Origin of the sequence: Bradyrhizobium sp. Mp27 (assembly GCF_029953005.1) — a bacterium.
GTDB classification, from domain to species: domain Bacteria; phylum Pseudomonadota; class Alphaproteobacteria; order Rhizobiales; family Xanthobacteraceae; genus Bradyrhizobium; species Bradyrhizobium barranii.
On record NZ_JASAUS010000132.1, the window covers coordinates 1 to 21796 of the forward strand.

The following is a 21796-nucleotide window of genomic DNA, read 5'->3' on the forward strand; positions in this document are numbered from 1 at the left end:
TACGCCCTCCCGACGCAACGACAAAACCGTAAAGCCCCGCGTTCAGCATAACCCGGCAGGAATCCACTTAAATCCAGCGGGGCGCTGTCCAAACAACCGGGGCCAGCTCTGAGCCGACGCGCTTCGCCTTGATCGACGTGACATTCGTCCCCTTCGGCTTCTTCGCACGCACCCATAGCTTCGGCGTCGCCCACTCGGCGCGGCAGGCGTTGCGCCAAATCGCGATGAACGGTGTCCATAGCTGCCGGTTGATCGTGTCGTATTGGCAGTTGGCATAGAGCGTCTTCGCGATCCCATTCATCTTGTCTTGTGTGATGTCCTTTAGAAGGACTCCGTCAAGCTCCTTCATCAGCCCGGTCCATTGGCCGGTCTCTTCGTCGAACGCCCCCAGGAAGCGCGGCGAGCCACCGTTGTTGAGGTAGGACTCGACGGCCTCATGAAATGTCACCACCGCCTGCTTGCCGTGGACGACCTCCATTAGAAGCTTACTCTCTCGTTTTATGCGGAGCGCTTCGGCCGTTTTTTTGTCAGCAGTTTTTGTAGTTTCGTGGACCTCTTGCCCTTTGTCGTCCGTCCCCCTGATGATCCAGTTCGATTTGCCGGGGGTTCGTTGCCAGAGATAAAGACGCATGATGATTTCATTCCACGCCAGATCGTGAGGATGTCCGCTTCCTCGAAGCGGTAGTCGCGACCGACGCGAGCCGCGCCGGGGAGATGCTTCGCCACCAAAATATAGAGCGTCTTGCGCGACACGCGCAGGCGCACCATCACGTCGGCGGTGGTTGAGATCGTGCCGAGCGACACGTTGTCGTTCGCTGCCTTCATGATGACGGACTCGATTGAATACCCGCGAACGGGACGACGGATGATCCGGTTTTAAACCGGTACTGGAGCTGATTGCAAGGGGGGCTGTATGAGCTCGAAATCGCAGCGCTTTTCCGGGGGCCTAGCCGCTAGGCGGCGGCGTTCTCGACTTCGACGTTGCCCGAGACGCCGCGCACGCCAGCGATCACGGCATCGATCCGCATGTTGATCTCGAACGCGCGGAAGTGAGCATCGAGCAGAGCGAGCGCGACGGAGTCGATGTCCGGCTTCGCATTGCGCGATCTGCAAGCCTCGATCATGCGCTGGGTGGTGATGTCGTTGATGTCAGTGAGCGACATTGGTCGGTGCTTCCTGCAAGAGCGAGTGTTGGTCGGGGTGAATCGTCGGCCGTTCTTTTCGCTTGCCCTTGAAGCGCACCGGCCGAACCGCTGTAGGGTCGCGCAGGAAGGGGAAGCGTTCGTGGATGCCGGTGACGATCTCGATCAGAGCCGTCACCGTCTGCGGCATGGTCAGGCCGAGCTTGTCGGCGAGGGGCTGAAGCTCCGCGCGGACTTCCTCGGGCAGAACCTTCGCGCGGGGCACCGCGACGAAGTCCCACCCCAGGAAGCCGAGCACTGCTTCGAGAGACTCGAGCCCCGGCCTGTTCTTGCGCCGCCACGCCTTGATCGAAGCGCGGCGGACGCCAGAACCTTCCTCGGTCTCGTCATAGGTGACGCGGAGCCGCGCCATCTCTGCGAAGACAAGCTTCACATGAGGGCCGACGCGGTCCGGCATCGTCACCGTGCGCCGGTTGGCGCGGTCGCGGATCCTACTCATGCTTCGGACCAGACGCGAGATCGGTCGCGATGTTCATCATGGCGATAACACCAGTCAGATGTTCGTCATCCGCCTGGAACATGATGCGACGATTGCGATGGTCGGGGTGAAGCGCGATGCTGCTCGCACGGAACGAGTTGAGCATCGTCTTCATGAACATGCCGTTGATGCCGAACGCGGCGATCTCGCCGTTGATCTGCGCCTCGACCACGTCAACGCTGCCGCCAGTCTGGCTGCCGACCGCGATCACGAAGCCGTCTTCCGAACCGGCGCACTGCAACCGATGCCCCAATTCTTTCGAGGCGAACGTTTCGAGCAGCGCGACCGTGCTGGCGCACGATTCGCGGCTGACGACGATGCTCTCGGCAGACGGGGCCGAGACCAGCGGCAGGTAGTTAGGATAGGTGCCGACCAACAGCGAAGAGCAGAAGCGAGTCGAGTCGGTGTAGAAGAAGACCGAGTTAGCGTTGACGACGGCGTTCACCACGTCGGCCTTGCCAAAGAGGCGCAGCACGGAGTTGACCGTCTCAGCCGAGAGGACGACGCCGGGGCGGTTGTCGCTCATCGGCATGTCTTCAGCACCGTCGGGCGCGGGAACGGTCGCCTTGAACAAGATCGTGCCGGTGGTGCCAACGGCAGCCAGCCGCTTGCCGTCGTCGGCGACGTGGAGGAAGACGCCTTGCATCGGCGAGTTGGGCACAGTCGAAAGCGCCTGGGCGGTGTGGCCGAACAGGCGGACGAGATCAGCGCCTTCAATTGCGAATTGCGCGCCGTCCATCGCGTAGTCGCGAGCAGGCCAGTCTTCGGCGGCGAGCGTCGGGAAGGTGGTGCGCGAGCGGCCCGCCTTCGCGATCAGTTCGTACTTCGACGTGTCCATGGTGAAGGCGACATCGACGCCCTTCGGCAGACGGTCCACGACGGCCTTCAGCTTCATGGCGTCGATGGTCGTCGCGCCGCTGGCCTCGACCTCGCAAGCGCCGGTCGCCTCGACCATCATCTCGAAGTCGGTTGTTGCGATGGAGATCGTGCCATCCTGCACAACGATTCGCGCGTTGTTGGCGATGACGGCGGGAGAGTTCTTCGGTGCGCTGGATACGCCGCGCGTTACAATGTCAGCGAGAATGTCACGATTGATCTTGAACTTCACAGAAGGCTCCCTTGCTTGGCCGGTCGAAAATGGTGGTCCGTCCCGACGTGCGATTCGCATTCGTCGGCGCTCGGATATTTCGGATGGGTGAAGAGACGCATGCGATGGATCGCGTCGTCGTACAGACCGGAGCGGATCACCGCGTCGATCTCGTCTCGGATGCCGACTCGTTCGAGCGTCGCGAGATGGCGGAGAGCGACCATCGTGTCGCCTTCGCTCAACGCGGCCTTTGCACGCAGAAGCGCGAGATAGTCGTGATAGGACACGCTCGGCTTTACGGTGCCGCCGTCCATCGGGCAGTTGAGCACGGGCGGATTCGCGGAGCCGCAGTCGCCGCTACAGTTGGGGCAGGGCTCACGCATTGGCGGGAGCCTTCGTCTGATCAATCGCCTCATAGATGTTGAGCGGCAGAAAGTAGCGGCTCGGGAACTGCACGCGACCAAAGGCGCGCAGCTTGAAGGGGCGGTTATCGAGGATGGCGCTATCGAGCGCTGCTCTCATGCCGTTCGACCATCCGCGATCCGTGTAGAAGACCGAGTATGCGGCGACGGATCGCCAAGCGAGACCGAGCGCGATCTCCAGCGCGCGCTCGTCCGGCTTCGTGTCGTCGAGAACTTGAGTGAGCAGAAGGTGCGACGCCTGGGCGCTCTCGCCGCGCAGTGCGCAATCCTTCAGACAACGCCGCGCATAGGCGACATTGTCGTCAACCGCCCCAGCGTAGGGCGACTCCAAAACTACCAATTTGATGCTTTGCATGGTCCGTTGCCTCTCCCGAGTAGCAACGGACCATATGGGCACACATCCGTTATGTCAACGGATGATGACGGATGGCGACGGACAAATCAATCGGACTAACTCAAACTAATTCACAAGAACCGATAATGCGCTCCAGCGCCTTCACCTGGGATCGGGGGATATCGATGTCGGCTTCCCCGTTGAGGCACCGCACTGTGATCTTGTCGGTGGAGATCGTGACGATCTGCCGAATCGCCACGCGGTCGTCCTTTTGCCGCACTAGCGCGAAGCCACCATGCACCACGGGCTTGTTTGGGCTCACAACGACAACTTCACCGATCCGGTAGCGCGGGGCCATGCAGTCGTCGGGAACAGTGATGGCGTAGGCATCGCCGTTCGAAATTATCGACGAGGTCCATGCGGTCCGACGATCTGCTCTCAGAGCGAAGAAGCCGTCAGGATCGGTCAAGCCGATCTGGAACAATGGAATCGCTGCGGCGGGGAGGGGAGCTTCAGCCGCGACGGTTTCGCGCATTGGCAGCAGTTTGGAGGGTGGAAGGTTTCGGGGGGTGCTCTGAGTACCGAAGAAATAGTCGGCGTCGGTGTCCAAAACAGTTCCAAGCTTAGCAAGTGTTTCGCGCGTTGGATTTAGCGAACGTCCTGAAAGAATGTCGTTCGCGTATGTGAGTCCTAGCTTCGCTCGAACCGAAGCCTCTCTTCCCGATAGTCCGGCGGCCTCCAGACGTTCCGCAATCCTCGCCTTGATGGTTTCGAGCGCCGGATGCGCTTTGGTGCGCTTCTCATCTGCTCGCGACTTCATTCCCAGCCCCCACGCACTCTGCTGATCACCATTTCGATAGCCCCTTCTTCTCTAAACTAGCTGTCTCGGGATCGCTACTCGAAGACAAATGCCCTGTTACCTATGTCCGGCGACGGATCGTCCGATGAGTCTTGTTCATGATCCGTTGCCATCCGTTGACATCCTCGATTCCGTCCGTTACTGACGGTTCAGCGGCTTCACGGAAAGTTTGCCAGCCGATTCGGCTTAAAGCCGGATAGGTGACGGATGTCAAGCGGTATCGACGGATGGAATTGGTTAACGAAACGAAGGAAGCGCTGGTCGCGCGCGTCGGGGCGCTCGAACGGAGGTTCGCCGAACTGCGCAACTCTATGCGCGCATCCGCCGCTCTGCCCGCCAACTGGCGGTTGCCCCCCAAGGAACCCGACCTGTTCCTGTCATTGCTCGCGAACGACACCGTCACGAAAGAGATGGCGATGCTCGTTCTCTACGGCACCGAAGATCGCCCGGATCACAGCGTCGCGATGTTCATGTCGCGCATCCGGTCGAAGACGAACCCCATTCCGTGAAGATCGAGACGATCAATCGCACCGGCTACCGGCTTGTTGACCGGCTGGTGTGGACGAAGACTTTGAAGCTCGACGCCGTCGAGCACTAACCGGGGAGCCACATGGCAATCTCACTGAAGGGCAGCGTCAAGAAGAAGTCGGCTGCCGAAGACCAACCGATCATTACGATCTATGGCGTGCCGAAGATCGGCAAGTCGTCGCTGGCTGCGGAGTTTCCGCGTCCGGTGTTTATCCAGACGGCGGCTGGCGAAAGCGTCCCGGCGGGCATCGTCGCGGACACCATCGAAGTCCGCAGCTACAACGATCTGTGCGAGGCCATCGGCGCGCTCGTCAATGAAGAGCACAACTACGCCACGGCGATCTTCGACTCGACGACGGGCCTCGAAAACCTGATCCGCGCGGAAGCCTGCGCTCGCAACGGTTGGAAGACCATCGAAGAGCCCGGCTACGGCAAGGGCTACAAGATCGCGGCGACGATCTTCCTCGAATACATCGACGGCATCATGACGCTGCGCTCGCATCGCCAGATGGCCGTGGTGCAACTCGGGCACTGCGATATCAGCCGCTTCGAATCGCCGACGACCGATCCGTACTCGCGCTATCGCGTCAATCTGCACAAGGATGCCGCCGACATCATCGAAGCGAACAGCGACGTGATCGCGTTCCTCAACTTCAAGGCTTCGATCAAGAAGGTCGATGCGGGCTTCAACAAGCAGCTTACGCACGCTGAAGGCGGCGGCACTCGCTGGATGTTCCTCGAAGAGCGCCCCGGCTTCATCGCTGGCAACCGCTTCAGCATGCCCGCCGAGATGCAGTTCAAGAAGGGCGAAGGCTACGCGGCGCTCGCCAAATACCTGCCTGCGTCCCTCGCTGAAGCCGCCTAATCACCAACAACACCGAAACACTCGAACGCCATAGGAGATAAACATGGCACAACTGAACGTGAACCTCTCGGACGTGAATGAAAAGGATGCGGAAGGCGGTGGTGGCGTAATCATCCCGCGCGACCGTTACCTGCTCAACATCGTCGAGGGCGAGGTCAAGCGCAACTCGAAGAACACCGGCGACCTGTTCGAGTACAAGGCGGAAGTCGTCGAGGGCGATTTCGCTGGCGTGAAATTCTTCGGCAACATCAACGTCACCCATCAGACCGTGACCGCGCAGAAGATCGGTCAGGCTCAGTTGGCGGCGCTCGCCGAAGCGACCGGCATCGGCAAGGCCAACCTGACCGACACCGATCAGCTTCTGTTCCAGCCGTTCTATGCCGATCTCGATGTCGAGTCCTACAAGGGCCGCGACGGCAGCGACAAGGAACGCATGACGGTGAAGAAGTTCATCCATGCGGGCAACGCGAACGAGCCGCCGCCGAGCAAGGCCGCTGCGAACGACAACGTGAAGGCCAACTCGGCCGCCAACGACAACGTCAAGCAGACCCAGGCGACCTCCACCCAGGCGACGAAGCCCGCGCCCGCCGCCGGTGGCGGTGGTCGGCAGATGCCTTGGCAGCGCACCGCCTAAGACGCGACTAACGCCGGGGCTTCGGCCCCGGCACCTTCTTCCTCCCCCCTGACATTTCAGTCTGCAAAACGCGCTTCGGCGCGAACGATAGAGGCTTGCCTGATGGCCCCGCTGCCGAGACCCTATAGCGCCACCACCGAAGCCATCTATGCGGCCTATGCAAAGTCGCGCAGCCAAGCTTGGGACTCTCTCGGCATCTCGATCTCGCTGCTAGGCGAAGAGTGCGAGCGCGCGCTTTGGTACACCTTCCGCTGGGCCTCGAAGCCCGAAGTGATCGACGGACTGAAGGCCATCACGTTCGAGACCGGCGAGATCGAAGAGACGCGGCTGCTCAATGCGCTGCGCATGATCGGCTGCGAAGTGGACGAGTTCGACGCGCGCGGCAAGCAGTATCGCGCCACGGCGGTCTCGGGCCACGTTCGCGGCAAGACGGACGGCAAGGTGCTCGGCCTGCCGGAAGCGGCTGCGACTTGGCATGTCGTCGAAGCCAAGTCGATGAAGGACACCTATTGGGACAAGGTGAAGAAGCTCGGTGTCCGCGAGGGCTACTTCACGCATTGGGTTCAGTTGAACACCTATTGCCATCTCTTCGGCTTCGAGCGCGGCCTTTACATCTGCCGGAACAAGAACACCGGCGAAGTCTACAGCGAACGCATCGAGACGGACCACGCTGAAGCGATCCGGCTGCTCGCTCGCGCCGAGCGGATCATCAAGTACGCGAACCCGCCGCCGCGTCTGCACGACGATCCCAACGCGAAGATGGCCTTCAAGTGCCGGACGATGTGCAACCATCTCGCCAACTGTCATGAGCATTCGTTCGCTCGCATTTCATGCCGGACCTGCATCCACGCGACGCCCGAGATGTTCGGTGACGCCGCTTGGTCGTGTGCTCGTTGGAACAAGCCGCTCGCGCTCGCCGAGCAGAAGCAGGCGTGTCCCGCGCATCTCTTTCTCCCGTCGCTTGTCCCAGGCGAATTGATCGAGGCGAGCGATGAAGAAGAGTGGGCGCTTTACACGCTGCATGACGGCCGCGAGTGGCGCGATGGCGTGAAGCCTGAGCCCGAGCGTCGCTACTGGCACCACCCCGAAAGCGGCAGCCTGTTCGCCACGCTCCCCGGCGAACCCGATCCTCGCGACACCGAACCCCTCTGCGAAGAGATCACCTTCGCCGAGTTCATCCGCCTGACTGATCACTACGCAGCGCAAGGGGAATAACGCGCATGTCCGCCCATCCGTTCAAGACCCGCTTTATCGAGACGAAGCGCGGCCAGTGCATGTTCTTCCTGCCTGGGCAACCCGGCATGAGAGGCTTCGTGTGCGGAGCGCCGACGACTGACGAGAAGTCGTTCTGCGACTGCCATCACAAGGCGACGCATCAGCCGCTCAAGAAGGGAAAGATCACCTTCTTCGATCTGTCGGCGGGCTCGCGCGACGACGACACCGACCATGAGCCCGATCTGACGGAGGTTCTTCAGTGAGCTTCCCGTTTGTCTATGGCGACCCGGCTTGGATGTTCGAGACGTGGAGCGAGGAAGGCAAAGAGCGCTCGCCTGAAGAGCACTATGACTGCATGCCGTTGAACGAGATCAAGGCTTTGCCGGTGCGCGAGATCGTGCCGGAAGACGCTGCCTGCGGCTTGTGGGTGATCGACACGATGATCCCCCAGGGCATTGAAGTGCTCAATGAGTGGGGCTTCGAATACAAGACGGTCCTGTTCTACTACGTGAAGGTCGGCCGTGCTCTGCGCCCGCACATGGGCATGGGCTATTGGACGCGCGCGAACCCCGAGATTTTCCTGTTCGGCACGCGCGGCAAACCGAAGCGTAACGGGAAGGGCGTTGAGCGCCTGATCCTCGACCTCGATCCGAACGACAAGACCATCCTCGCACCGCGCGGCGAGCACTCGGCCAAGCCGCTCGAAGCCTACAACCGAATCGAACGTCTGCTCGATGGCCCGTACATCGAACTGTTCGCGCGCCACGCTCGCGCCGGTTGGCATCAATGGGGCAACGAAGTCGGCAAGACCGGCGGCACCCCGAACCTCTTTCATCTGCCCGGCCATCCGGCTCGCGCAGCCAACGACAATTCACTGTTTGGGGCTGCTCTCTGATGGCTTTCAAGCTTCGCTACTATCAGCGCGACTCAATCGACGCTGTCTATGACTATTGGTCCGAAAAGCCGGACGGAAACCCGCTCATCGTGATCCCCACCGGCGGCGGCAAGTCGCCGGTGCTCGGCACCATCACAGAAGAGATGATCGGGTTCGAGCCGCAGACGCGCATCGTCATGGCTACGCACGTCTCCGAATTGATCGAACAGAACTACGCCGAACTTATGTTGCTTTGGCCGTTCGCCCCGGCGGGCATCTTCTCGGCTGGCCTCGGCCGCAGAGAAGCGCACGCGCAGATCGTCTTTGGCGGCATCCAAACGATGTGGCGGCACGCGGCTCGCATCGGCCACGTTGACCTTCTGATCATCGACGAAGCGCACATGCTGCCGCCGGACGCGCAGACCATGTACGGCAAATTCATCGCCGCGCTGAAGCTGATCAATCCGAAGATGCTGATCCTTGGCCTGACCGCCACGCCGTATCGCACCAACTCGGGCATGCTCACGGATGGCGACGACGCGATGTTCGACGCCATCGTTTACGAAGTCTCGATCCGCGAACTGATCGAGAAGGGCTTCCTTTGCCCGTTGGTCTCGAAGGCCACGGCCACCGCGAAGACGATGATCGATCTGAGCAAGCTTCGCCGATCTGGCGGCGAGTTCACCGACAAGTCGTTGAAGGCGGTGTTCGATCAGGGCGAGGTCACGAAGGCGGCGGTCGATGAAATCATTGGCTACGCCGCCAGCAACGAGAGGCCGCGCCGGTCATGGCTTCTGTTCTGCGCTGGCGTCGATCACGCATTCAGCGTTCGCGATGCGATCCGCGAGCGCGGCTATTCGTGCGAGACGGTCCATGGCGGCATGGAGAAGGGGGAGCGCAACCAGATTCTCGAAGACCTCAAGTCCGGCAAGCTCACGTCCGTCACGAACTTCGGCGTGCTCACGACCGGCACGAACATCAAGCGCCTCGACCTGATCGCTCTGTTGCGCGCGACGGATAGCACGCAGCTTTACGTCCAGATGTGCGGACGCGGGACGCGGCTCCTGGGCGACACTTACGAAGAGTCCATCCGCAACGGCAAGGAAGACTGCCTCGTTCTCGACTTCGGCGGCAACGTCCGGCGTCACGGCCCCATTGATCGGGTCACGATCAAGAAGCCGGGGAAGGGCGGGGGCGAGGCCCCGGTGAAGGAATGCCCGACGTGTCATTCGCTGATCTTCGCCGGTCTGAGCGAGTGCCCCGACTGCGGTCACAAGTTCGAGCGCGATGTCGAGAAGAACATCAAGCAGACCGCCGACGTGACGCCGATCATGTCTACGTCGAAGCCCGATTGGGTTTCGGTGAAGCGGCGCACGTTCTATCGCCATGACAAGCCGGGTGGCACCCCGAGCATCCGCGTCGAGTATCTGTGCGGCTCCGTCTCTCACAAGGAATGGATTTGCCCCGAGCATAAGGGCTATGCGCGCATGAAGTTCGAGAAGTGGTGGAAGCAGCACGGCGGCAATGATGATGCACCGTTCTCCATCGCCGACACCTTCACGCGCGCCAAAGAGCTTCGCGAGACCGCCGAGATCATGATCAAGGCGAACGGCAAGCATTGGGAGATCGTCGCGCGCAAGCTGGGCGAGATCGCGCCGGAAGGTCAGTCGCAGTCGGTCGTCGCAGCGACGCCGCCGAACCGTGACGACATGATCGCGCGCAACTTCGAACTGAACGGGAAGCCGCAAGAGGCGGCAGCGTACCGCGCTCAAGTTGCCGCGAAGCCGAAGCCTTGGGCGACCAACCCTCCCGTGGCGAACGACAACAACCGGGCCGTGATGCCTGGGTATCACAAGCCCGTCGCGCAGATTCGCACCACGGCTCCGTGGAATGCGCAGATCACGCCGCCGTTGATGCAGACGCGCGCGCCTTGGGACAACACCGATCTCGACGACGACATTCCGTTCTGAGGGGGACGATCATGGGGAATAACTTTCACAAGGCGATACGGCGCAATGAGTCGTATCAGAAGCTAAGCGCCTACCTGACGGCGCACGGCTACTCGTTCGAGCCGTTGATGGCGGGGAAGCATCCGTATGTTGTTGTGCAGCTAGGCGAGGGGAAGTCCTTCAAGTTCTTCTTCCCGTCGAGCGCCGGTGATGTCCGGTCTGCCGACAACTGCGTGTCGCAGATGAAGCGCGCGATCCGTCAACGTCTAGCGAGCAACGACAACAATGCGCGTGTTTGATCCTGAACCGATTTGCTGCGGCGTCTGCCGCCGCGAGGCAACCGGACTTGGCTACGCCCCGAAGGGTGGCAAGCCGATCCTTTGGCTCTGCGAAGAGCCCGACTGTATCTCACTAGGAAAGGCCGTCTTCCACATGCCGCCGAAGTCTCTGACTGCGACCGAGAACCTTGCTCTTCAAGACGCTGGCGCTGACGCCGGTGCGTACCTTGAACGCCTGGGCAAGTTCAACCTGTCCGAACTGAGCGAGAAAGAGTGGGGCAACTTCCTGTCCACCATCCTCAATTCATACGGCGAGAACATGCGCAAGCGTGTCGCCGCTGGCGCTGCCCCGTTCTAAGGATTCACGCTGATGATCGACTCGCCATTCACCCAGGCCGGACCGGGACTCTACGAGAACGGCTACAGCCCGATCCCGATTATGCCCAACAGCAAATTGCCGGGCACCTATGCCGACGAAAGCTGGAAGGCCGCGAAGGGCTGGAACGACTACTGCACCACGCGCCCGAGTCAGTTGCAGATCAACTATTGGTCGAAGTGGCCGAACGCCGGTGTCGGCGTGGCCTGCGGCCTTGGTCTGATCTGCATCGACATCGACTTCGAGCCCGCGATGGATGCGTTGCTCGAAATGCTGCCGCACTCGAACGTGCAGAAGAAGGGCCGCAAGGGCATCTCGCTTTTCTATCGCGGCAACACCGACGCAATCCGCTCGCGCAACTTCCGCACCCCCGAGCGCGTCGGGCTTGTCGATCTGCTCGCGGAGGGCAAGCAGACCGTGTTGCCGCCCTCGATCCATCCCGACACCGGCGAACCCTATTATTGGTGGACCGATGACACGCTGCTCGACGTGCGCCTCGATCAACTGACCGAGTTGCCCGATGACATCGCCGAGCGCATCGGCGAAGTCCTGAAGGCGTATGGCTATGATCCCCAGGCGGATCGGCGCTCTGAGCCGCCGAGCGAGGTCCCCGATGTCAGCCAGTACCATTCGACGGACTTCTTCCGAAAGCTGAATGAAGACGCGCTGGCGAACCTCCATGCGTGGGTCGGCAAGCTGGCGCTGCCGAAGGGCCGTTGGCTCGGGGCCAAGTATCGCGCCGTCGCTCCGTGGCGTTCGTCCGGCTCGGGCCGCGCGATGGCGAAGCGCCATCCGAACCTGTCGTTCGATCCGAGCGGCATTCAGGACTTCGGCACCATGGAGACCTTCACGCCCATCAACGTCGTCATGAAGTCGATGGAGCTTGGCGAGGCGCAGCGGGACGCGGCCGTGCAATGGCTGGGCGAGCAGCTTGGCTATAATTTCGGCGTCGAGATCGACCTGCGCTCGCGCCGGAAGGAAGCCGCGCAGATGGCGGAAGCCGCCGAGCGCGACAAGGCCCGGATCGTGGCGCGCGAGAAGGCCATCCTCGAAGCCGCGCCGAGCATGGAGCCGGGTTCGTGGGTCGAGCGTCAGATGGCGGCCGGGATTACTCCGTGGGTCAAGACGAACCCGCAGCCTTACGAAGTGGCGGCGCTCGCGACGATCACTGGCGTGCCCACTACGGTGCCTGCGGAGCCCGCTGGCGAGGCCGCTGAAGATCCTTCTGCGGATGCCGACCACAACGAAACGACGCCCACGATGGCGGAATTGGAGGCCCTGTGCCATCCGCCGGGATTGGTCGGGGACATCATGGATTGGATCGCCGCGTCAACGTCGAGCCCGTCGCGTCCGCTCGCCCTGGGGCCTGCTCTGGGCTTCGTGGGGACGCTCGCTGGGCGGCATCACGCGGGACCGACCAATCTCCGCACCAACCTCTACATCGTCGCCCTGGCCCCCGCTGGCTACGGCAAGGACCATCCTCGCAAGGCACTGTCCCGGCTGGCCGTGGAAGCGGGCCTCGATCGCTATCTCGGGCCGGAAGGTTTCCTGTCCGACTCGGCGCTCCGCAAGACCATCGAGCACAACCCGTCGCAGTTGTCGCTCATGGACGAGTTCGGGGCCTTCATCGCGAAGATCATGGACCGGCGCGCCGGGACGCATCAGTCGAGCATTCGTCAGATGCTCATGCAGATGTTCACTTCGGCGGACTCGCTCTACAAGGGCACCGCGTCGGCGGCCGAAAGCGCCGTGCCGATCTATAGCCCCAACTTCTCGATCTATGGCACGTCCACGCCTCACGACTTTTGGCCGTCCATGTCGGGCAAGGGCATCTCGGACGGTTTCCTGCCGCGCTGGCTCGTCCTCACGATCACCGGCGACCCGGCGGACGGCGTTGAGCCGAAGGCGTCGCTCGAACCGCCGACCAAGCTGATCGAGGATTGCCGGGCGATCATCACCCACAACGGGGCGGGCAACCTGGGCGACTCGTCGTCGCGTCCGATCCTGCGGCCTCGCGTGGCCGATTGGGGCGTCGGCGCGAAGGAACGGTGGATGGAACTGAGGTTGGCGTTCAAGCGGCGAGGGGAGGCGTGTTCGCCCGACCTGGCTGCTTTGTGGACCCGCACCATGGAAGTCGCCCTGCGCATCGCCCATATCGTCGCCATCGGCGTCGATCCTATCGGGCCCGTGCTAACGCGCGATCTGGTCGATTGGGCGGCGAAGCTGATGGAGCTTTCGACCCGGCACTGCATCGTCGAGGTCAGCGACCGGCTGGCCCTCAACGATAAGCAGGCCGAGTACCTGAAGGTCCGCCGCTGGATCAAGGAAGCCGGATCGGACGGCGTGACTAGCTCGACGCTGAAGAAGATGGTCAACGGCGAGTTCGACCTGCGCCGCCTGAACGACATCACCCAACAGCTTCTCGAGTCCAAGCAGATCGAGCAGCGGTTCGCCTCGACCAAGACCGGCGGTCGCCCCTCGCATCGGTGGTTCGCACTGTGATGGAGCGGAGTGCCTTTTTACTCTACTTTCTGAATAGGATAGGCAGGCGAATGGGGCGCACGCTGCTAACGTACGCCCCCCTCGTTTAGCGCTAGGACCTTCGCGGCGCCGCGTCCATTCACGAAACAGCCGCTATTTCCTGCCAAGGTCTCTCTTTATTGCGGCTGTTCTACTCCATGCGCATTCGTTCGAGGTACTGCGCCAAGAGGGATGACGGATCACCACCTGAAGAGGTCGTTTCGGCACTTTCGACACTTGCTTCAGAAGCGGTGTCACTAGAAGCGGTGTCACTATCCTCGACCTTAGTAAGATACTTAGTAGGTTTGTCTACTCGCTGCCACTCGTTGCTCTCGTTCTTCGTCCACACTTCGGGATGCTGGTTAGGATCAAGCACCCAATTATTATCACCCATGTGGACAAAACCCATTTTGGTCAGGCGGGGTTCCATGCCCTCCATGCCAGGACGTGACAAGACCAAGGGATGGTCGCCGTCCTGTCGCAGTTGATGCTCCAGCAGAATATCGCCCGCGTTCTCGACCAACGGATGAGTAACCCGAAGCTCAACCACGGACGTGAACTGCTCGGTCGGCCCACCTGCTTTTAAAAGCCCGACAGTTTCGTCACCTAACTGATAGCTGTAGAATCGTCCTGGCTTGTTTGAATATTCGGGAGTGTTGAGGTAGGCTCCAGCAACCGCTACTGTGCGCCAAGCCTTCTCGGACACGTGAGCCGAGTACTCTTGTGGGTTACCGGCGATGTGCGTGATGTCGTCGCCGTCCAAAAATCTCGTCAGTCCGTTTTCGAAGGAGCGTTGATTGATCGCTATGATCGGCGGCTTGGAAGCCAGAGAGTATGGCGTCGTTGTCACCGACGACGACGTACCGGGCTCCATACCCGCAACTGTGTCCGCAAATCGGGGGCTCTCTCCCTCATCTCCAGATTCATCAACATGGCTGGCTCCTCCAGGCTGGCTGGACGATCCGATGATTCTACCATACATCAGATTCGCTCTCCTCTCGGCACAATTGCACGCTGGAGCTCGTGCCGCGCAAGCTCCGCGCGGAGGAGGATATACAGCTTGGCTGACCACAACCTGACGCATAGGCGGCCAATTTAGGCTCATTCCCAATCCTCAAGGGAGCAGTGCAAACAAATAAATAAAGAGTCCTCCGTGAAGAACGCGGACGAGCGATGATTTAAGCGATCTTTTGAGCCGGGACAGTTTCGGCGAAGGCCCGGATGATGGCACGTAAGAGTTCTGCGAGCCATCGCAGGAGCAGGCCGAAGTTGTAGCGGCCGAACTCGCTCTTCAAGTCGCTCCCGCAAAAACACGGCGAGCCAAAGCGCCTAAGCCGTACAATATCGCGCACGGTACGCTACTGCCGACCACCATGATGACCAGAGAGATCACGCCGCGCTCTTTAAGGCCAACGCCCGCAGCGCGTGGATTGATCAAGAAAAAAAGGACTGTCGCTGCCGCGCCTAGAGCGGGATCGTCCAAAGTTCGAGGCCGCCTCAACCCGCAATCACGCAGCCTACGATCAGTATCAGATAAAGCAAATTGCCCATGCGCCCCTCAATATCCGGCTAGTCAAAGAACGGCTTCGTTTGGCCGGATACTATGTCGAATCCGGTGATCATAGAGCGGGTCCATGAGATCGTTTCGAGTGCGTTCAGATCGTCGCTGTCCTCACGAATCTTCGTGTAAGCGGTATCGAGGTTGGCGACGAATCCTTCCTTCAGGCCTGGAGCCGTATCCTCCAACGACTTCACTAGCGCCGCGAACATGATGGCGGTGGCCTTCTTCACATTGTCCAATTCAGTCGTCTTCTTGGTCATCTAGGATGCTCCAGTTCCGGGGCCGGAAGCTAACACAACCTCGGATCGAGCGCATAAAAAAGCCCGCTTCGCAGCGGGCTATGATCTTTTCGAAGGGGTGTGGACGACTAGCCGTCATTGGGGAAAGCTGCGGCCATGCGTTGAGCCGCAAGCGACTCAGGCGAGATGTGCGGAAGGGGTTTGATCGTGCGGCGGACGAAATGCTCGAAGTGGGGAGCCGGGAGTTCCATCATTGAAACATCGGTGTTGCCGATTGATGATCCACCGACCGCCATCGTCCCGATCAATCCAGCGGCGATTAGCGCCGGAATCTTCATCATCCTCAAGGCACCCGCCTTGCGGTGCTCGTTCGCATAGAACTTGAGCGCTGCGACGCACATTGCCATGTCGGTCGGCCCAAGAGTCACCTCTTCCCCTGCGCTCAACGCTGATGCAAGCGCGAGCACGTTGCCCCGGTTATTCACGATTAACGGTCCTTTTCTGTCGGGCAGCCCCCGACTCTTTTTTCTTGGTGTGATGACCAAGTCACGGCGATTTCCGCCGTGGCTTGGATGTCTTAATGTTTCATTGGATGATCCGTCAATGAAACACGCGGTTAATTCATAGGCAAAATGTCTCCGTATTGAAACGGATGTGCAGAAAGTGCAGCGGGCCGGTGCGCTAATGCATCGCTGCCATCACCTTCCGACCATAGGCAGTGCAGCGCGGTTTTGCGTAGACGCCACGCTGATAGAGACTCACGCCATCGCAGCCGGAACCGCCGCGCGAGATCGCGATGCGGAGGTAGGCCATGCCAGCGCGCGCACCGGTGGCGCAGTCGAACAGGTCTCCGGTAACACCGACCTCGCGGGCAGTGACAGGCTTGACCTGCATGATCCCGCGCTCGCCTGCGCTTCCGCGAAGATGGCAGTTGTAGTTGCTTTCGACCTTGACGACGGCATGGGCGAGGGCGCGAGGGATGCCCTGGGCGTCTGCGGCGGCGTCGATGATTGAGCGGAGGTCGGAGCCGAGCGCAGGCAAAGAGGTTCCCATAACGGCCGCGATTGCTGCCGCGCTCAGAAGGCACTTCATGTTGTCGTTCTCCTAAAAGGCCGCTACGGCTTCACACTCGAAGCGATTGGCCTTGTCTCGGCGACGCATATTCTCTTTGTGCGTTACCATTTCCAGATGATCCGGATTCACGCAGCGGCGTGTCCGGCAGCGATGATCGAGTTGCTTGCGTGGAGGGATGGGACCGTGTTCAAGCACGTACATCACGATATGGACGGCCATGGTGCCGCCATCGAGAGACATGCGCGCGTAGTCCTTCCCCCTGCCTTTGCTACCCGACGTTGGTCCGGTCCACAAGTGGCACGGCGTATCGAGAGGCCCTTCGACGATCTCGACGCGAGCCATAACTTTGTCGCGAATCCGGTCTCTGCGCGTGCTCATTTTGATCGCCCTAAGCGCGCGCCTGCCGCGTCTTGAGCGCTGCAATGTGGAAGGCGCGGTTGTGGGGCGTGTCATCGACGGGCCACGGCACGCGAGACAGAGCGTTGCGGGGCTGGCCGCCTTCGACCCAGGTATGCAGCAACTCGGCGAACGGATCGCCGTTCGCTCGAGTGCGGTTGACGATCTTCACGTCCACGCTGGTCAGGTTGCGCGCCATCACGCGGCTTCCTTGTCGCTGTAGACGCCGAGCACGGCCAGCTTCTCGTCAACGACGGCGATGCCCTGATCGATGACAGCCTTCATCTCGGGCAGCATGCGCGCGACCAGATCGGGACGGACATCCTGCGTGCTGAGCATCGGCGACTTCAGGGTGATCTTCAGTTCCGCGCCAATGCGGACGAGCAATCCTTGCAGGTAGTCGCGTTCCTTGATCAGTTCGGCGACAGCGTTGAAGTTAGCGAGTTTCACTGTTGTCGTTCCCCAAGTTGTCGAGTCCATAGATTTCGCGGAAGCGGTCGCGGCTGATGTGCCTCGGATCAACCTCGACGACGCCCGGCGGCATGAAGGCGTTCGGATCGGGCTCGACCGCGATGCCATCCATCGCGATCTCGCCGGTGGTCAGAAAGCAGTGGCCGTAGTCAGCGGCACGCAGCTTCGCGGCGATCTCGGCGAACGCCGCCTGGGAGATCGGGAGTCGGACGAGCGTCCTCATGCGTAGCCCTCCGCTCGCACGGCCGAGCGCAGGGCGTTGATGCGCTTCTCGCTCTCGGCCAGCTTCGCTTCGAGTTCGGCGATCCGTGCGTTCTGCGCGCGCTCGGTGAACGCGGCGATCTCGCGAGCGAGGTCGGTGCGCTCTGCCGAGACGTAGGCGAGGCCCATGGACTTCTGGCGGGCATCGGCTTGCTGCACATAGGTGCAGTCAACGAACGCCTGGGTGAGCGCGAGTAGGCCGGGTTGAATCTGGCTCATGACTCAGACCGCCTTTCCGTCGCGGGCGGCGACGGAGACCATCGGCGGAACGCCCAAAGCCTTCAGCCACTCGATGCAGAACTGCGCGGCGGTGGCCGGATCGTGATGCTCGGCGAGCGCGTCTTCGATGACCTCGATCATCCCCTCGCGCCCCATCCCCTCGCGGAGCCCGTCGCGGATGTTGATCAGCGCGTGAAGGAACGACGCCGCTTCGGCCGCGCGCTTGGCGTTCAGCTTGATCAGCGTGTCGATGTTGCCGCGAAGGATGTCGTTGTGCGCCTTGGACGAGATGGAGGCGCGCAGGTCGAACCAACCGAAGAGCATGAGGATCATGGCGGCGGTGGTGAAGATGCAGGCGGTTGGCGCGTAGCCGTTGAGAGTCGCGTCGAGCGCGAGCGCGAGGCCGAAGCCGCCAGTGATGAGCACAGCGAAGAGACGAAGCATGGTGATGGCTTTCATGGGAGGGTGAACCTGCAAGGATCGCTTGCAGGTTGGAGGGGGTCAGTGGGCGAGGGGCGTGTGGTCGGGCGGCAGCTTCTTGCCGACCGCGCGTGCGCCTTCCGGCGTGACGCTGAAGACCTTCATCGAGCCGTAGTCGGCGCGCGGGGTGCGGATCATCACGCCCTTGTCGGCGAGGCTCTGCGCGAGCTTGATGTCGCTGCCGTTGGAGTGGACGGCGACGCGGTTGCGGCAGACGGCGCGCGAGCGTTCGAGGCCGAGCGCCCGGCGGACCAACATTCCCTCTTCGTAGCCGATGGCGTTCATGGCGCTCCCCCTCAACCGAACAAGGCGTTCTGGTCGGAGTACATTGCCCGCGGCGCGGAGCGACGCGGCTTTGCGTGGATCGCCTGGGGGAGATCGACGGCGGTCAGGCTGTCCTTGTGGCGCAGGACGTGAGCCGACATGCCGCTGATGTTCGTCCTGCGGTCGGTCAGCTTGACGAGCGTGCCGAGCTTGACGAGTTCCGAGACGCGGGGACGGATCGCGAGGACGCTTTCCTTCAGTTGCTTGGCGATCTCGTCCGCCGTCAGGCGGTAGCCGTTGAGCATCAGTTCGATGATCGCGATGCGGAGCATCGCTGCCCGGCTGACGACCTTCTCGGCGGCGTCCTTCGAAGCGCCACCGCCCTTCGATCCCGGCGTGTTCGGATAGTTCTGAGACATAGACAAAGCTCTCCCGTTCGCCCCGAAGGGCGGTTTTCAGATCGGAGATGTGCGGTGTGGATTTCCCGTCCCGTCCGGCCTGAATCAGGCCGGGTCCGCTGGAATCAACGGATACACGATGGATGATCCGTCGCGGAAGGGTTTCGATAGGGATGTTGACGGATGGCCGCAGGCCGATGGTTAGCCAGCGGTTGAGAGCAAGCCGATCTCGCGCATGGAAATCACCAACTCCATATTATCTTTTGAGGGGGGTTTGGGTTTTCGAGGAATACCGTCGCAAAACCGAACCCCTCATTTTCGATAGGCTCTGGCCGACCATTGAAGGGTTTCTCCTATATATATAGTAGTAATATATACTTGTAATATATTCTGTAGAAGATATGTCTGTAGGTGGTTACTACTATATATAGGGGCGAAACCCCTCTAACCGGCAGTTGATGTTTTGCCCGATGACGGATGGGTCCGTCATTTCGACGGATGGAGTTGATGTTATCCGATGCGCAGGAAGGTCATGTCGCAGTGGGACGCCAAGGCGGCGTTCCTCAACGTACCGGACGATGGATGGTCCTTCGTTGGCTTCGCCAACGCCTTGCCGTGCCATCCTAGCGGGGCAGAGGCCATCGCTCGGTATCTGCACCGGAAGCGGATGATCTGGCTCTCGATGCGCGCTGGGCACGGCAGGGTCTTCCCGGCGGCGATGCGTCCCGGTCGAGGTCGGCCGAAGGCGAGGGGAGTCGAGCAGCCGCCGTTGATCGACCCGAGACTGGCTAGCTTCCTCACCCAGGCGCATCCGACCTTCCTGAAGATCAGGCTGTTGCTCGGCAGCGATCCCGGCGGTGCATGGAACGAGAACCAGGCGGTCAAGGCCGAGATCAAGTTCGCCCTGGCGGTCGAGGCGACGAAGCTGATGACGCTCTGCCGGACGTTCGCCAAGGAACACCCCGCCATTCCCGTTGCGGCGATCAGGGACGCGCTTTGGCTCGATAGGCCGCACACGATGCCCGTGGTCGCGGAGACGCAGCCGGACCTCGCCATGGCTGGCTCAGAGCAGTTCGGCGAGCAACCGAAGACGAAGACCCGGCTCTCGAAGGCCCTGACCGACGAAGAGCGCATGATGTCCTACATTGACGCCGCCGGCGCATCTGGCATCGCCGTCTATGAGATCGTGAACAAGGGGAAGATCGCCCGCGACCGCGTCATGCAGATCGGCGAGATGTTCGAGAACATGGGCGCGATCCACTCGGCAGTTGTCCGCACGTCGGATCGAGGACGTACCGGAATGCGGTACTTCGCCCGGCGTCACGGCGAGCCCCTGATCGCTGAAGGCGGGCGATTGGTGACGATGGTGTAATCTAGGATTGTCGGGCGATTCGGTCGACGCGGCGGGGGACGGAAGCGATGGGACTGCGAGCGCCTTACAGTGTTGACGCAATGAAGCTCGCCAATGAGCGCGTCGATAAGATCATGGCTCGGATATATCTATTGTGGCTGATCGGCGTCGGCGTCGGACTCATCAAGCTTAAGGCCGTTCAACGGCATACAGTACTCCATAGGAAACCCTGAAGTCATCCAAGGGCTGATCTTTGTGGCGGTAATTTTTTGCTACGTCGCAATCGTCGGGCTGGCATTCCTTTTTTCCGTTCAGTACTCATCGCTGGGCAACCGAGCATTCCTGAGAAGGATGATCCATCTCGCTTGCGGCACAACGAAAACCTTGCAGCGGCCCGCAGCGCAAATTCGCGTGATCAAGACGGTCGCGCGGCAGATTTTTGGTCTTGTCAGACCGATAGTTGCGATCATGTTTTTGTTTCCCATTCTGCATATTGCGCTATTTGAGCGGCCAGCGCTTGAGCTTGCCTTCAAGGCAATATTGTACGGCTGACGTAAGCGAACGGTTGCCGAACTGGTCTCTCACGATGCGGCGATCTGCGCGAGCATTCGCGTATGGAAACCCGGATCGTCGATAACATCCCCGAGTGGCGCTATCAGGCGGAAGTCATTGCTCGCCTTCACGCGCTCGAAGACGCCGGGCTTCCGCTTACCTGCGCCGGTGATATGAACCGAGCCAAGCGCTCGCGACGCGAGCGCATGGAAGCCAAGGTCACGGGCCTTACGGCGGGCGAGCCCGACGTTCGCGTTTACATCACCGGCGGGGTTCTGCTCAGTTTCGAACTGAAGACGCCCAAGGGCTCACGCTCGAAGGATCAGAAGGATCGGCACGCGAAGCTGATCGCCCTGGGCTTCGACGTTATCACGGTCAAGGCGAAGACCCCGGAAGAGATGGCCGATCTCATTGAGATCGACGTGCGCAATCGGCTGCCCTGATGCAGATCACGCTCACGCTCACGAAGGGAATGCTCGACCGGCTCGATCAGCTTCGTGATCGCAGCATCAACACCGCGACGGCCAAGGCGCTGACCTTCACCGCGAAGGACGCGCAGCAAGCGTTGCGAGTGCAAATCCCAGGCATCTTCGTGCTGCGTCGCCCGTGGGTGGTCAGCGGCATCCGCATTCGTCCGGCGAACGGCGGCAACCTGATGGCCGTCGTCGGCTCCATCGACAAGTACATGGAGCGCCATGTCATCGGTGCGGGCAAGGAGAAGCATCCCGACAACGCGCTCTCGATCCGCTCGAAGCGCAACAGCAACGGCCGCCTCGCGACGGGCGGCATCCTGATCAAACGTAAGCGCTCCTTTCTACGCACCTATGCAGTTGAGCGCGGGGATGGGATGAGGTGTCCACCATGAACGAGGTGGACACCATCGATGATCACTCCAGAAGAACTTTTGAG

General features: G+C 61.1%; 34 protein-coding genes. 14 read left to right on the forward strand and 20 right to left on the reverse strand.

Going from position 1 to position 21796, the window contains the following annotated elements:
- Nucleotides 1-67: 67 nt before the first annotated feature.
- The 8 genes from QJT78_RS39410 to QJT78_RS39445 all read right to left on the reverse strand — a co-directional run bounded on the left by QJT78_RS39410 (nucleotide 68) and on the right by QJT78_RS39445 (nucleotide 4343).
- Nucleotides 68-478 carry a hypothetical protein gene (locus QJT78_RS39410; RefSeq protein WP_212491357.1) on the reverse strand — a complete coding sequence of 137 codons (411 nt, stop codon included), beginning with the start codon at nucleotides 476-478 and terminating at the stop codon, nucleotides 68-70.
- 20 nt (nucleotides 479-498) lie between these two features.
- Entirely contained in the window at nucleotides 499-825 is a 327-nt protein-coding gene (locus QJT78_RS39415; protein ID WP_038946025.1) for a helix-turn-helix domain-containing protein, read from the reverse strand.
- A gap of 128 nt (nucleotides 826-953) precedes the next feature.
- On the reverse strand, nucleotides 954-1163 hold the full coding sequence (locus QJT78_RS39420; protein ID WP_038946024.1) for a hypothetical protein: 210 nt from the start codon (nucleotides 1161-1163) through the stop codon (nucleotides 954-956).
- Nucleotides 1150-1641: a hypothetical protein gene (locus QJT78_RS39425; RefSeq protein ID WP_038952994.1), complete on the reverse strand. Its 492-nt coding sequence runs from the start codon at nucleotides 1639-1641 to the stop codon at nucleotides 1150-1152. Before QJT78_RS39425 ends, QJT78_RS39420 begins: the two co-directional genes overlap by 14 nt.
- On the reverse strand, nucleotides 1634-2788 hold the full coding sequence (locus tag QJT78_RS39430; RefSeq protein WP_038945652.1) for a DNA-directed DNA polymerase: 1155 nt from the start codon (nucleotides 2786-2788) through the stop codon (nucleotides 1634-1636). Before QJT78_RS39430 ends, QJT78_RS39425 begins: the two co-directional genes overlap by 8 nt.
- Nucleotides 2785-3150 (reverse strand): hypothetical protein, encoded by a 366-nt coding sequence (locus QJT78_RS39435; RefSeq protein ID WP_028153234.1) that lies wholly within the window; start codon nucleotides 3148-3150, stop codon nucleotides 2785-2787. The genes QJT78_RS39430 and QJT78_RS39435 overlap by 4 nt, the downstream gene beginning before the upstream one ends.
- Nucleotides 3143-3544 carry a hypothetical protein gene (locus QJT78_RS39440; protein ID WP_028153235.1) on the reverse strand — a complete coding sequence of 134 codons (402 nt, stop codon included), beginning with the start codon at nucleotides 3542-3544 and terminating at the stop codon, nucleotides 3143-3145. Before QJT78_RS39440 ends, QJT78_RS39435 begins: the two co-directional genes overlap by 8 nt.
- Before the next feature lie 100 nt (nucleotides 3545-3644).
- Entirely contained in the window at nucleotides 3645-4343 is a 699-nt protein-coding gene (locus QJT78_RS39445) for a LexA family transcriptional regulator (protein WP_049810296.1), read from the reverse strand.
- Nucleotides 4344-4609: 266 nt separating this feature from the next.
- Here QJT78_RS39445 and QJT78_RS39450 point away from each other — a divergent pair, with 266 nt between their 5' ends.
- The 10 genes from QJT78_RS39450 to QJT78_RS39495 all read left to right on the forward strand — a co-directional run bounded on the left by QJT78_RS39450 (nucleotide 4610) and on the right by QJT78_RS39495 (nucleotide 13603).
- Entirely contained in the window at nucleotides 4610-4891 is a 282-nt protein-coding gene (locus QJT78_RS39450; protein ID WP_240537848.1) for a helix-turn-helix domain-containing protein, read from the forward strand.
- A 101-nt stretch (nucleotides 4892-4992) separates the two neighbouring features.
- Nucleotides 4993-5775, forward strand: a complete 783-nt coding sequence (locus QJT78_RS39455) for an ATP-binding protein (protein WP_028153236.1) — start codon at nucleotides 4993-4995, stop codon at nucleotides 5773-5775.
- A 43-nt stretch (nucleotides 5776-5818) separates the two neighbouring features.
- Nucleotides 5819-6409 carry a DUF669 domain-containing protein gene (locus QJT78_RS39460; RefSeq protein WP_038952989.1) on the forward strand — a complete coding sequence of 197 codons (591 nt, stop codon included), beginning with the start codon at nucleotides 5819-5821 and terminating at the stop codon, nucleotides 6407-6409.
- 102 nt (nucleotides 6410-6511) lie between these two features.
- Nucleotides 6512-7624: a hypothetical protein gene (locus QJT78_RS39465; protein WP_038976360.1), complete on the forward strand. Its 1113-nt coding sequence runs from the start codon at nucleotides 6512-6514 to the stop codon at nucleotides 7622-7624.
- Nucleotides 7625-7629: 5 nt separating this feature from the next.
- Nucleotides 7630-7887: a hypothetical protein gene (locus tag QJT78_RS39470; RefSeq protein ID WP_028153914.1), complete on the forward strand. Its 258-nt coding sequence runs from the start codon at nucleotides 7630-7632 to the stop codon at nucleotides 7885-7887.
- A 32-nt stretch (nucleotides 7888-7919) separates the two neighbouring features.
- The gene (locus QJT78_RS39475) at nucleotides 7920-8519 is read left to right on the forward strand and encodes an MT-A70 family methyltransferase (RefSeq protein WP_244433226.1); all 600 of its coding nucleotides are present in this window, start codon (nucleotides 7920-7922) and stop codon (nucleotides 8517-8519) included.
- The gene (locus tag QJT78_RS39480; RefSeq protein ID WP_038976359.1) at nucleotides 8519-10468 is read left to right on the forward strand and encodes a DEAD/DEAH box helicase; all 1950 of its coding nucleotides are present in this window, start codon (nucleotides 8519-8521) and stop codon (nucleotides 10466-10468) included. Before QJT78_RS39475 ends, QJT78_RS39480 begins: the two co-directional genes overlap by 1 nt.
- Before the next feature lie 11 nt (nucleotides 10469-10479).
- Nucleotides 10480-10746 carry a hypothetical protein gene (locus QJT78_RS39485; protein WP_035675166.1) on the forward strand — a complete coding sequence of 89 codons (267 nt, stop codon included), beginning with the start codon at nucleotides 10480-10482 and terminating at the stop codon, nucleotides 10744-10746.
- Entirely contained in the window at nucleotides 10733-11083 is a 351-nt protein-coding gene (locus QJT78_RS39490; RefSeq protein ID WP_035675163.1) for a DUF6511 domain-containing protein, read from the forward strand. The genes QJT78_RS39485 and QJT78_RS39490 overlap by 14 nt, the downstream gene beginning before the upstream one ends.
- A 12-nt stretch (nucleotides 11084-11095) precedes the next feature.
- Nucleotides 11096-13603: a bifunctional DNA primase/polymerase gene (locus QJT78_RS39495; RefSeq protein WP_038952984.1), complete on the forward strand. Its 2508-nt coding sequence runs from the start codon at nucleotides 11096-11098 to the stop codon at nucleotides 13601-13603.
- A 169-nt stretch (nucleotides 13604-13772) separates the two neighbouring features.
- Here QJT78_RS39495 and QJT78_RS39500 read toward each other — a convergent pair whose 3' ends face one another.
- The 12 genes from QJT78_RS39500 to QJT78_RS39555 form a co-directional block, all read right to left on the reverse strand.
- Nucleotides 13773-14603: a host specificity protein gene (locus tag QJT78_RS39500; RefSeq protein WP_240537887.1), complete on the reverse strand. Its 831-nt coding sequence runs from the start codon at nucleotides 14601-14603 to the stop codon at nucleotides 13773-13775.
- A gap of 587 nt (nucleotides 14604-15190) precedes the next feature.
- Nucleotides 15191-15442, reverse strand: coding sequence for a hypothetical protein (locus QJT78_RS39505; protein WP_038952982.1), 252 nt, complete (start codon nucleotides 15440-15442; stop codon nucleotides 15191-15193).
- 107 nt (nucleotides 15443-15549) lie between these two features.
- The gene (locus tag QJT78_RS39510) at nucleotides 15550-15966 is read right to left on the reverse strand and encodes a hypothetical protein (protein WP_028153911.1); all 417 of its coding nucleotides are present in this window, start codon (nucleotides 15964-15966) and stop codon (nucleotides 15550-15552) included.
- A 136-nt stretch (nucleotides 15967-16102) separates the two neighbouring features.
- On the reverse strand, nucleotides 16103-16513 hold the full coding sequence (locus tag QJT78_RS39515; protein ID WP_038945746.1) for a lytic transglycosylase domain-containing protein: 411 nt from the start codon (nucleotides 16511-16513) through the stop codon (nucleotides 16103-16105).
- Nucleotides 16514-16525: 12 nt separating this feature from the next.
- Complete coding sequence (locus tag QJT78_RS39520; RefSeq protein ID WP_028153910.1) at nucleotides 16526-16873, reverse strand: HNH endonuclease signature motif containing protein; 348 nt, start codon at nucleotides 16871-16873, stop codon at nucleotides 16526-16528.
- A gap of 10 nt (nucleotides 16874-16883) precedes the next feature.
- Nucleotides 16884-17090 carry a hypothetical protein gene (locus QJT78_RS39525; RefSeq protein ID WP_038945745.1) on the reverse strand — a complete coding sequence of 69 codons (207 nt, stop codon included), beginning with the start codon at nucleotides 17088-17090 and terminating at the stop codon, nucleotides 16884-16886.
- Complete coding sequence (locus QJT78_RS39530) at nucleotides 17090-17341, reverse strand: hypothetical protein (protein ID WP_038945744.1); 252 nt, start codon at nucleotides 17339-17341, stop codon at nucleotides 17090-17092. The genes QJT78_RS39525 and QJT78_RS39530 overlap by 1 nt, the downstream gene beginning before the upstream one ends.
- A complete protein-coding gene (locus QJT78_RS39535) occupies nucleotides 17328-17585 on the reverse strand; it encodes a hypothetical protein (protein ID WP_028153907.1) in 258 nt (85 codons plus the stop codon). Before QJT78_RS39535 ends, QJT78_RS39530 begins: the two co-directional genes overlap by 14 nt.
- On the reverse strand, nucleotides 17582-17842 hold the full coding sequence (locus QJT78_RS39540; RefSeq protein WP_028153906.1) for a hypothetical protein: 261 nt from the start codon (nucleotides 17840-17842) through the stop codon (nucleotides 17582-17584). The genes QJT78_RS39535 and QJT78_RS39540 overlap by 4 nt, the downstream gene beginning before the upstream one ends.
- Before the next feature lie 3 nt (nucleotides 17843-17845).
- Nucleotides 17846-18301, reverse strand: coding sequence for a hypothetical protein (locus QJT78_RS39545; RefSeq protein ID WP_028153905.1), 456 nt, complete (start codon nucleotides 18299-18301; stop codon nucleotides 17846-17848).
- Nucleotides 18302-18343: 42 nt separating this feature from the next.
- Nucleotides 18344-18607 carry a hypothetical protein gene (locus QJT78_RS39550; protein WP_028153904.1) on the reverse strand — a complete coding sequence of 88 codons (264 nt, stop codon included), beginning with the start codon at nucleotides 18605-18607 and terminating at the stop codon, nucleotides 18344-18346.
- Between the two features lie 11 nt (nucleotides 18608-18618).
- Complete coding sequence (locus QJT78_RS39555) at nucleotides 18619-19005, reverse strand: hypothetical protein (RefSeq protein WP_028153903.1); 387 nt, start codon at nucleotides 19003-19005, stop codon at nucleotides 18619-18621.
- A 496-nt stretch (nucleotides 19006-19501) separates the two neighbouring features.
- On the opposite strand from QJT78_RS39555, the gene QJT78_RS39560 reads away from it, so the two are divergent.
- The 4 genes from QJT78_RS39560 to QJT78_RS39575 all read left to right on the forward strand — a co-directional run bounded on the left by QJT78_RS39560 (nucleotide 19502) and on the right by QJT78_RS39575 (nucleotide 21752).
- The gene (locus tag QJT78_RS39560; RefSeq protein WP_281460526.1) at nucleotides 19502-20356 is read left to right on the forward strand and encodes a hypothetical protein; all 855 of its coding nucleotides are present in this window, start codon (nucleotides 19502-19504) and stop codon (nucleotides 20354-20356) included.
- Between the two features lie 234 nt (nucleotides 20357-20590).
- On the forward strand, nucleotides 20591-20887 hold the full coding sequence (locus QJT78_RS39565; protein ID WP_038945925.1) for a hypothetical protein: 297 nt from the start codon (nucleotides 20591-20593) through the stop codon (nucleotides 20885-20887).
- A 62-nt stretch (nucleotides 20888-20949) separates the two neighbouring features.
- The gene (locus QJT78_RS39570; RefSeq protein WP_049808140.1) at nucleotides 20950-21330 is read left to right on the forward strand and encodes a VRR-NUC domain-containing protein; all 381 of its coding nucleotides are present in this window, start codon (nucleotides 20950-20952) and stop codon (nucleotides 21328-21330) included.
- Nucleotides 21330-21752 (forward strand): hypothetical protein, encoded by a 423-nt coding sequence (locus QJT78_RS39575; RefSeq protein WP_244433225.1) that lies wholly within the window; start codon nucleotides 21330-21332, stop codon nucleotides 21750-21752. The genes QJT78_RS39570 and QJT78_RS39575 overlap by 1 nt, the downstream gene beginning before the upstream one ends.
- The last annotated feature ends 44 nt before the right edge of the window (nucleotides 21753-21796 follow it).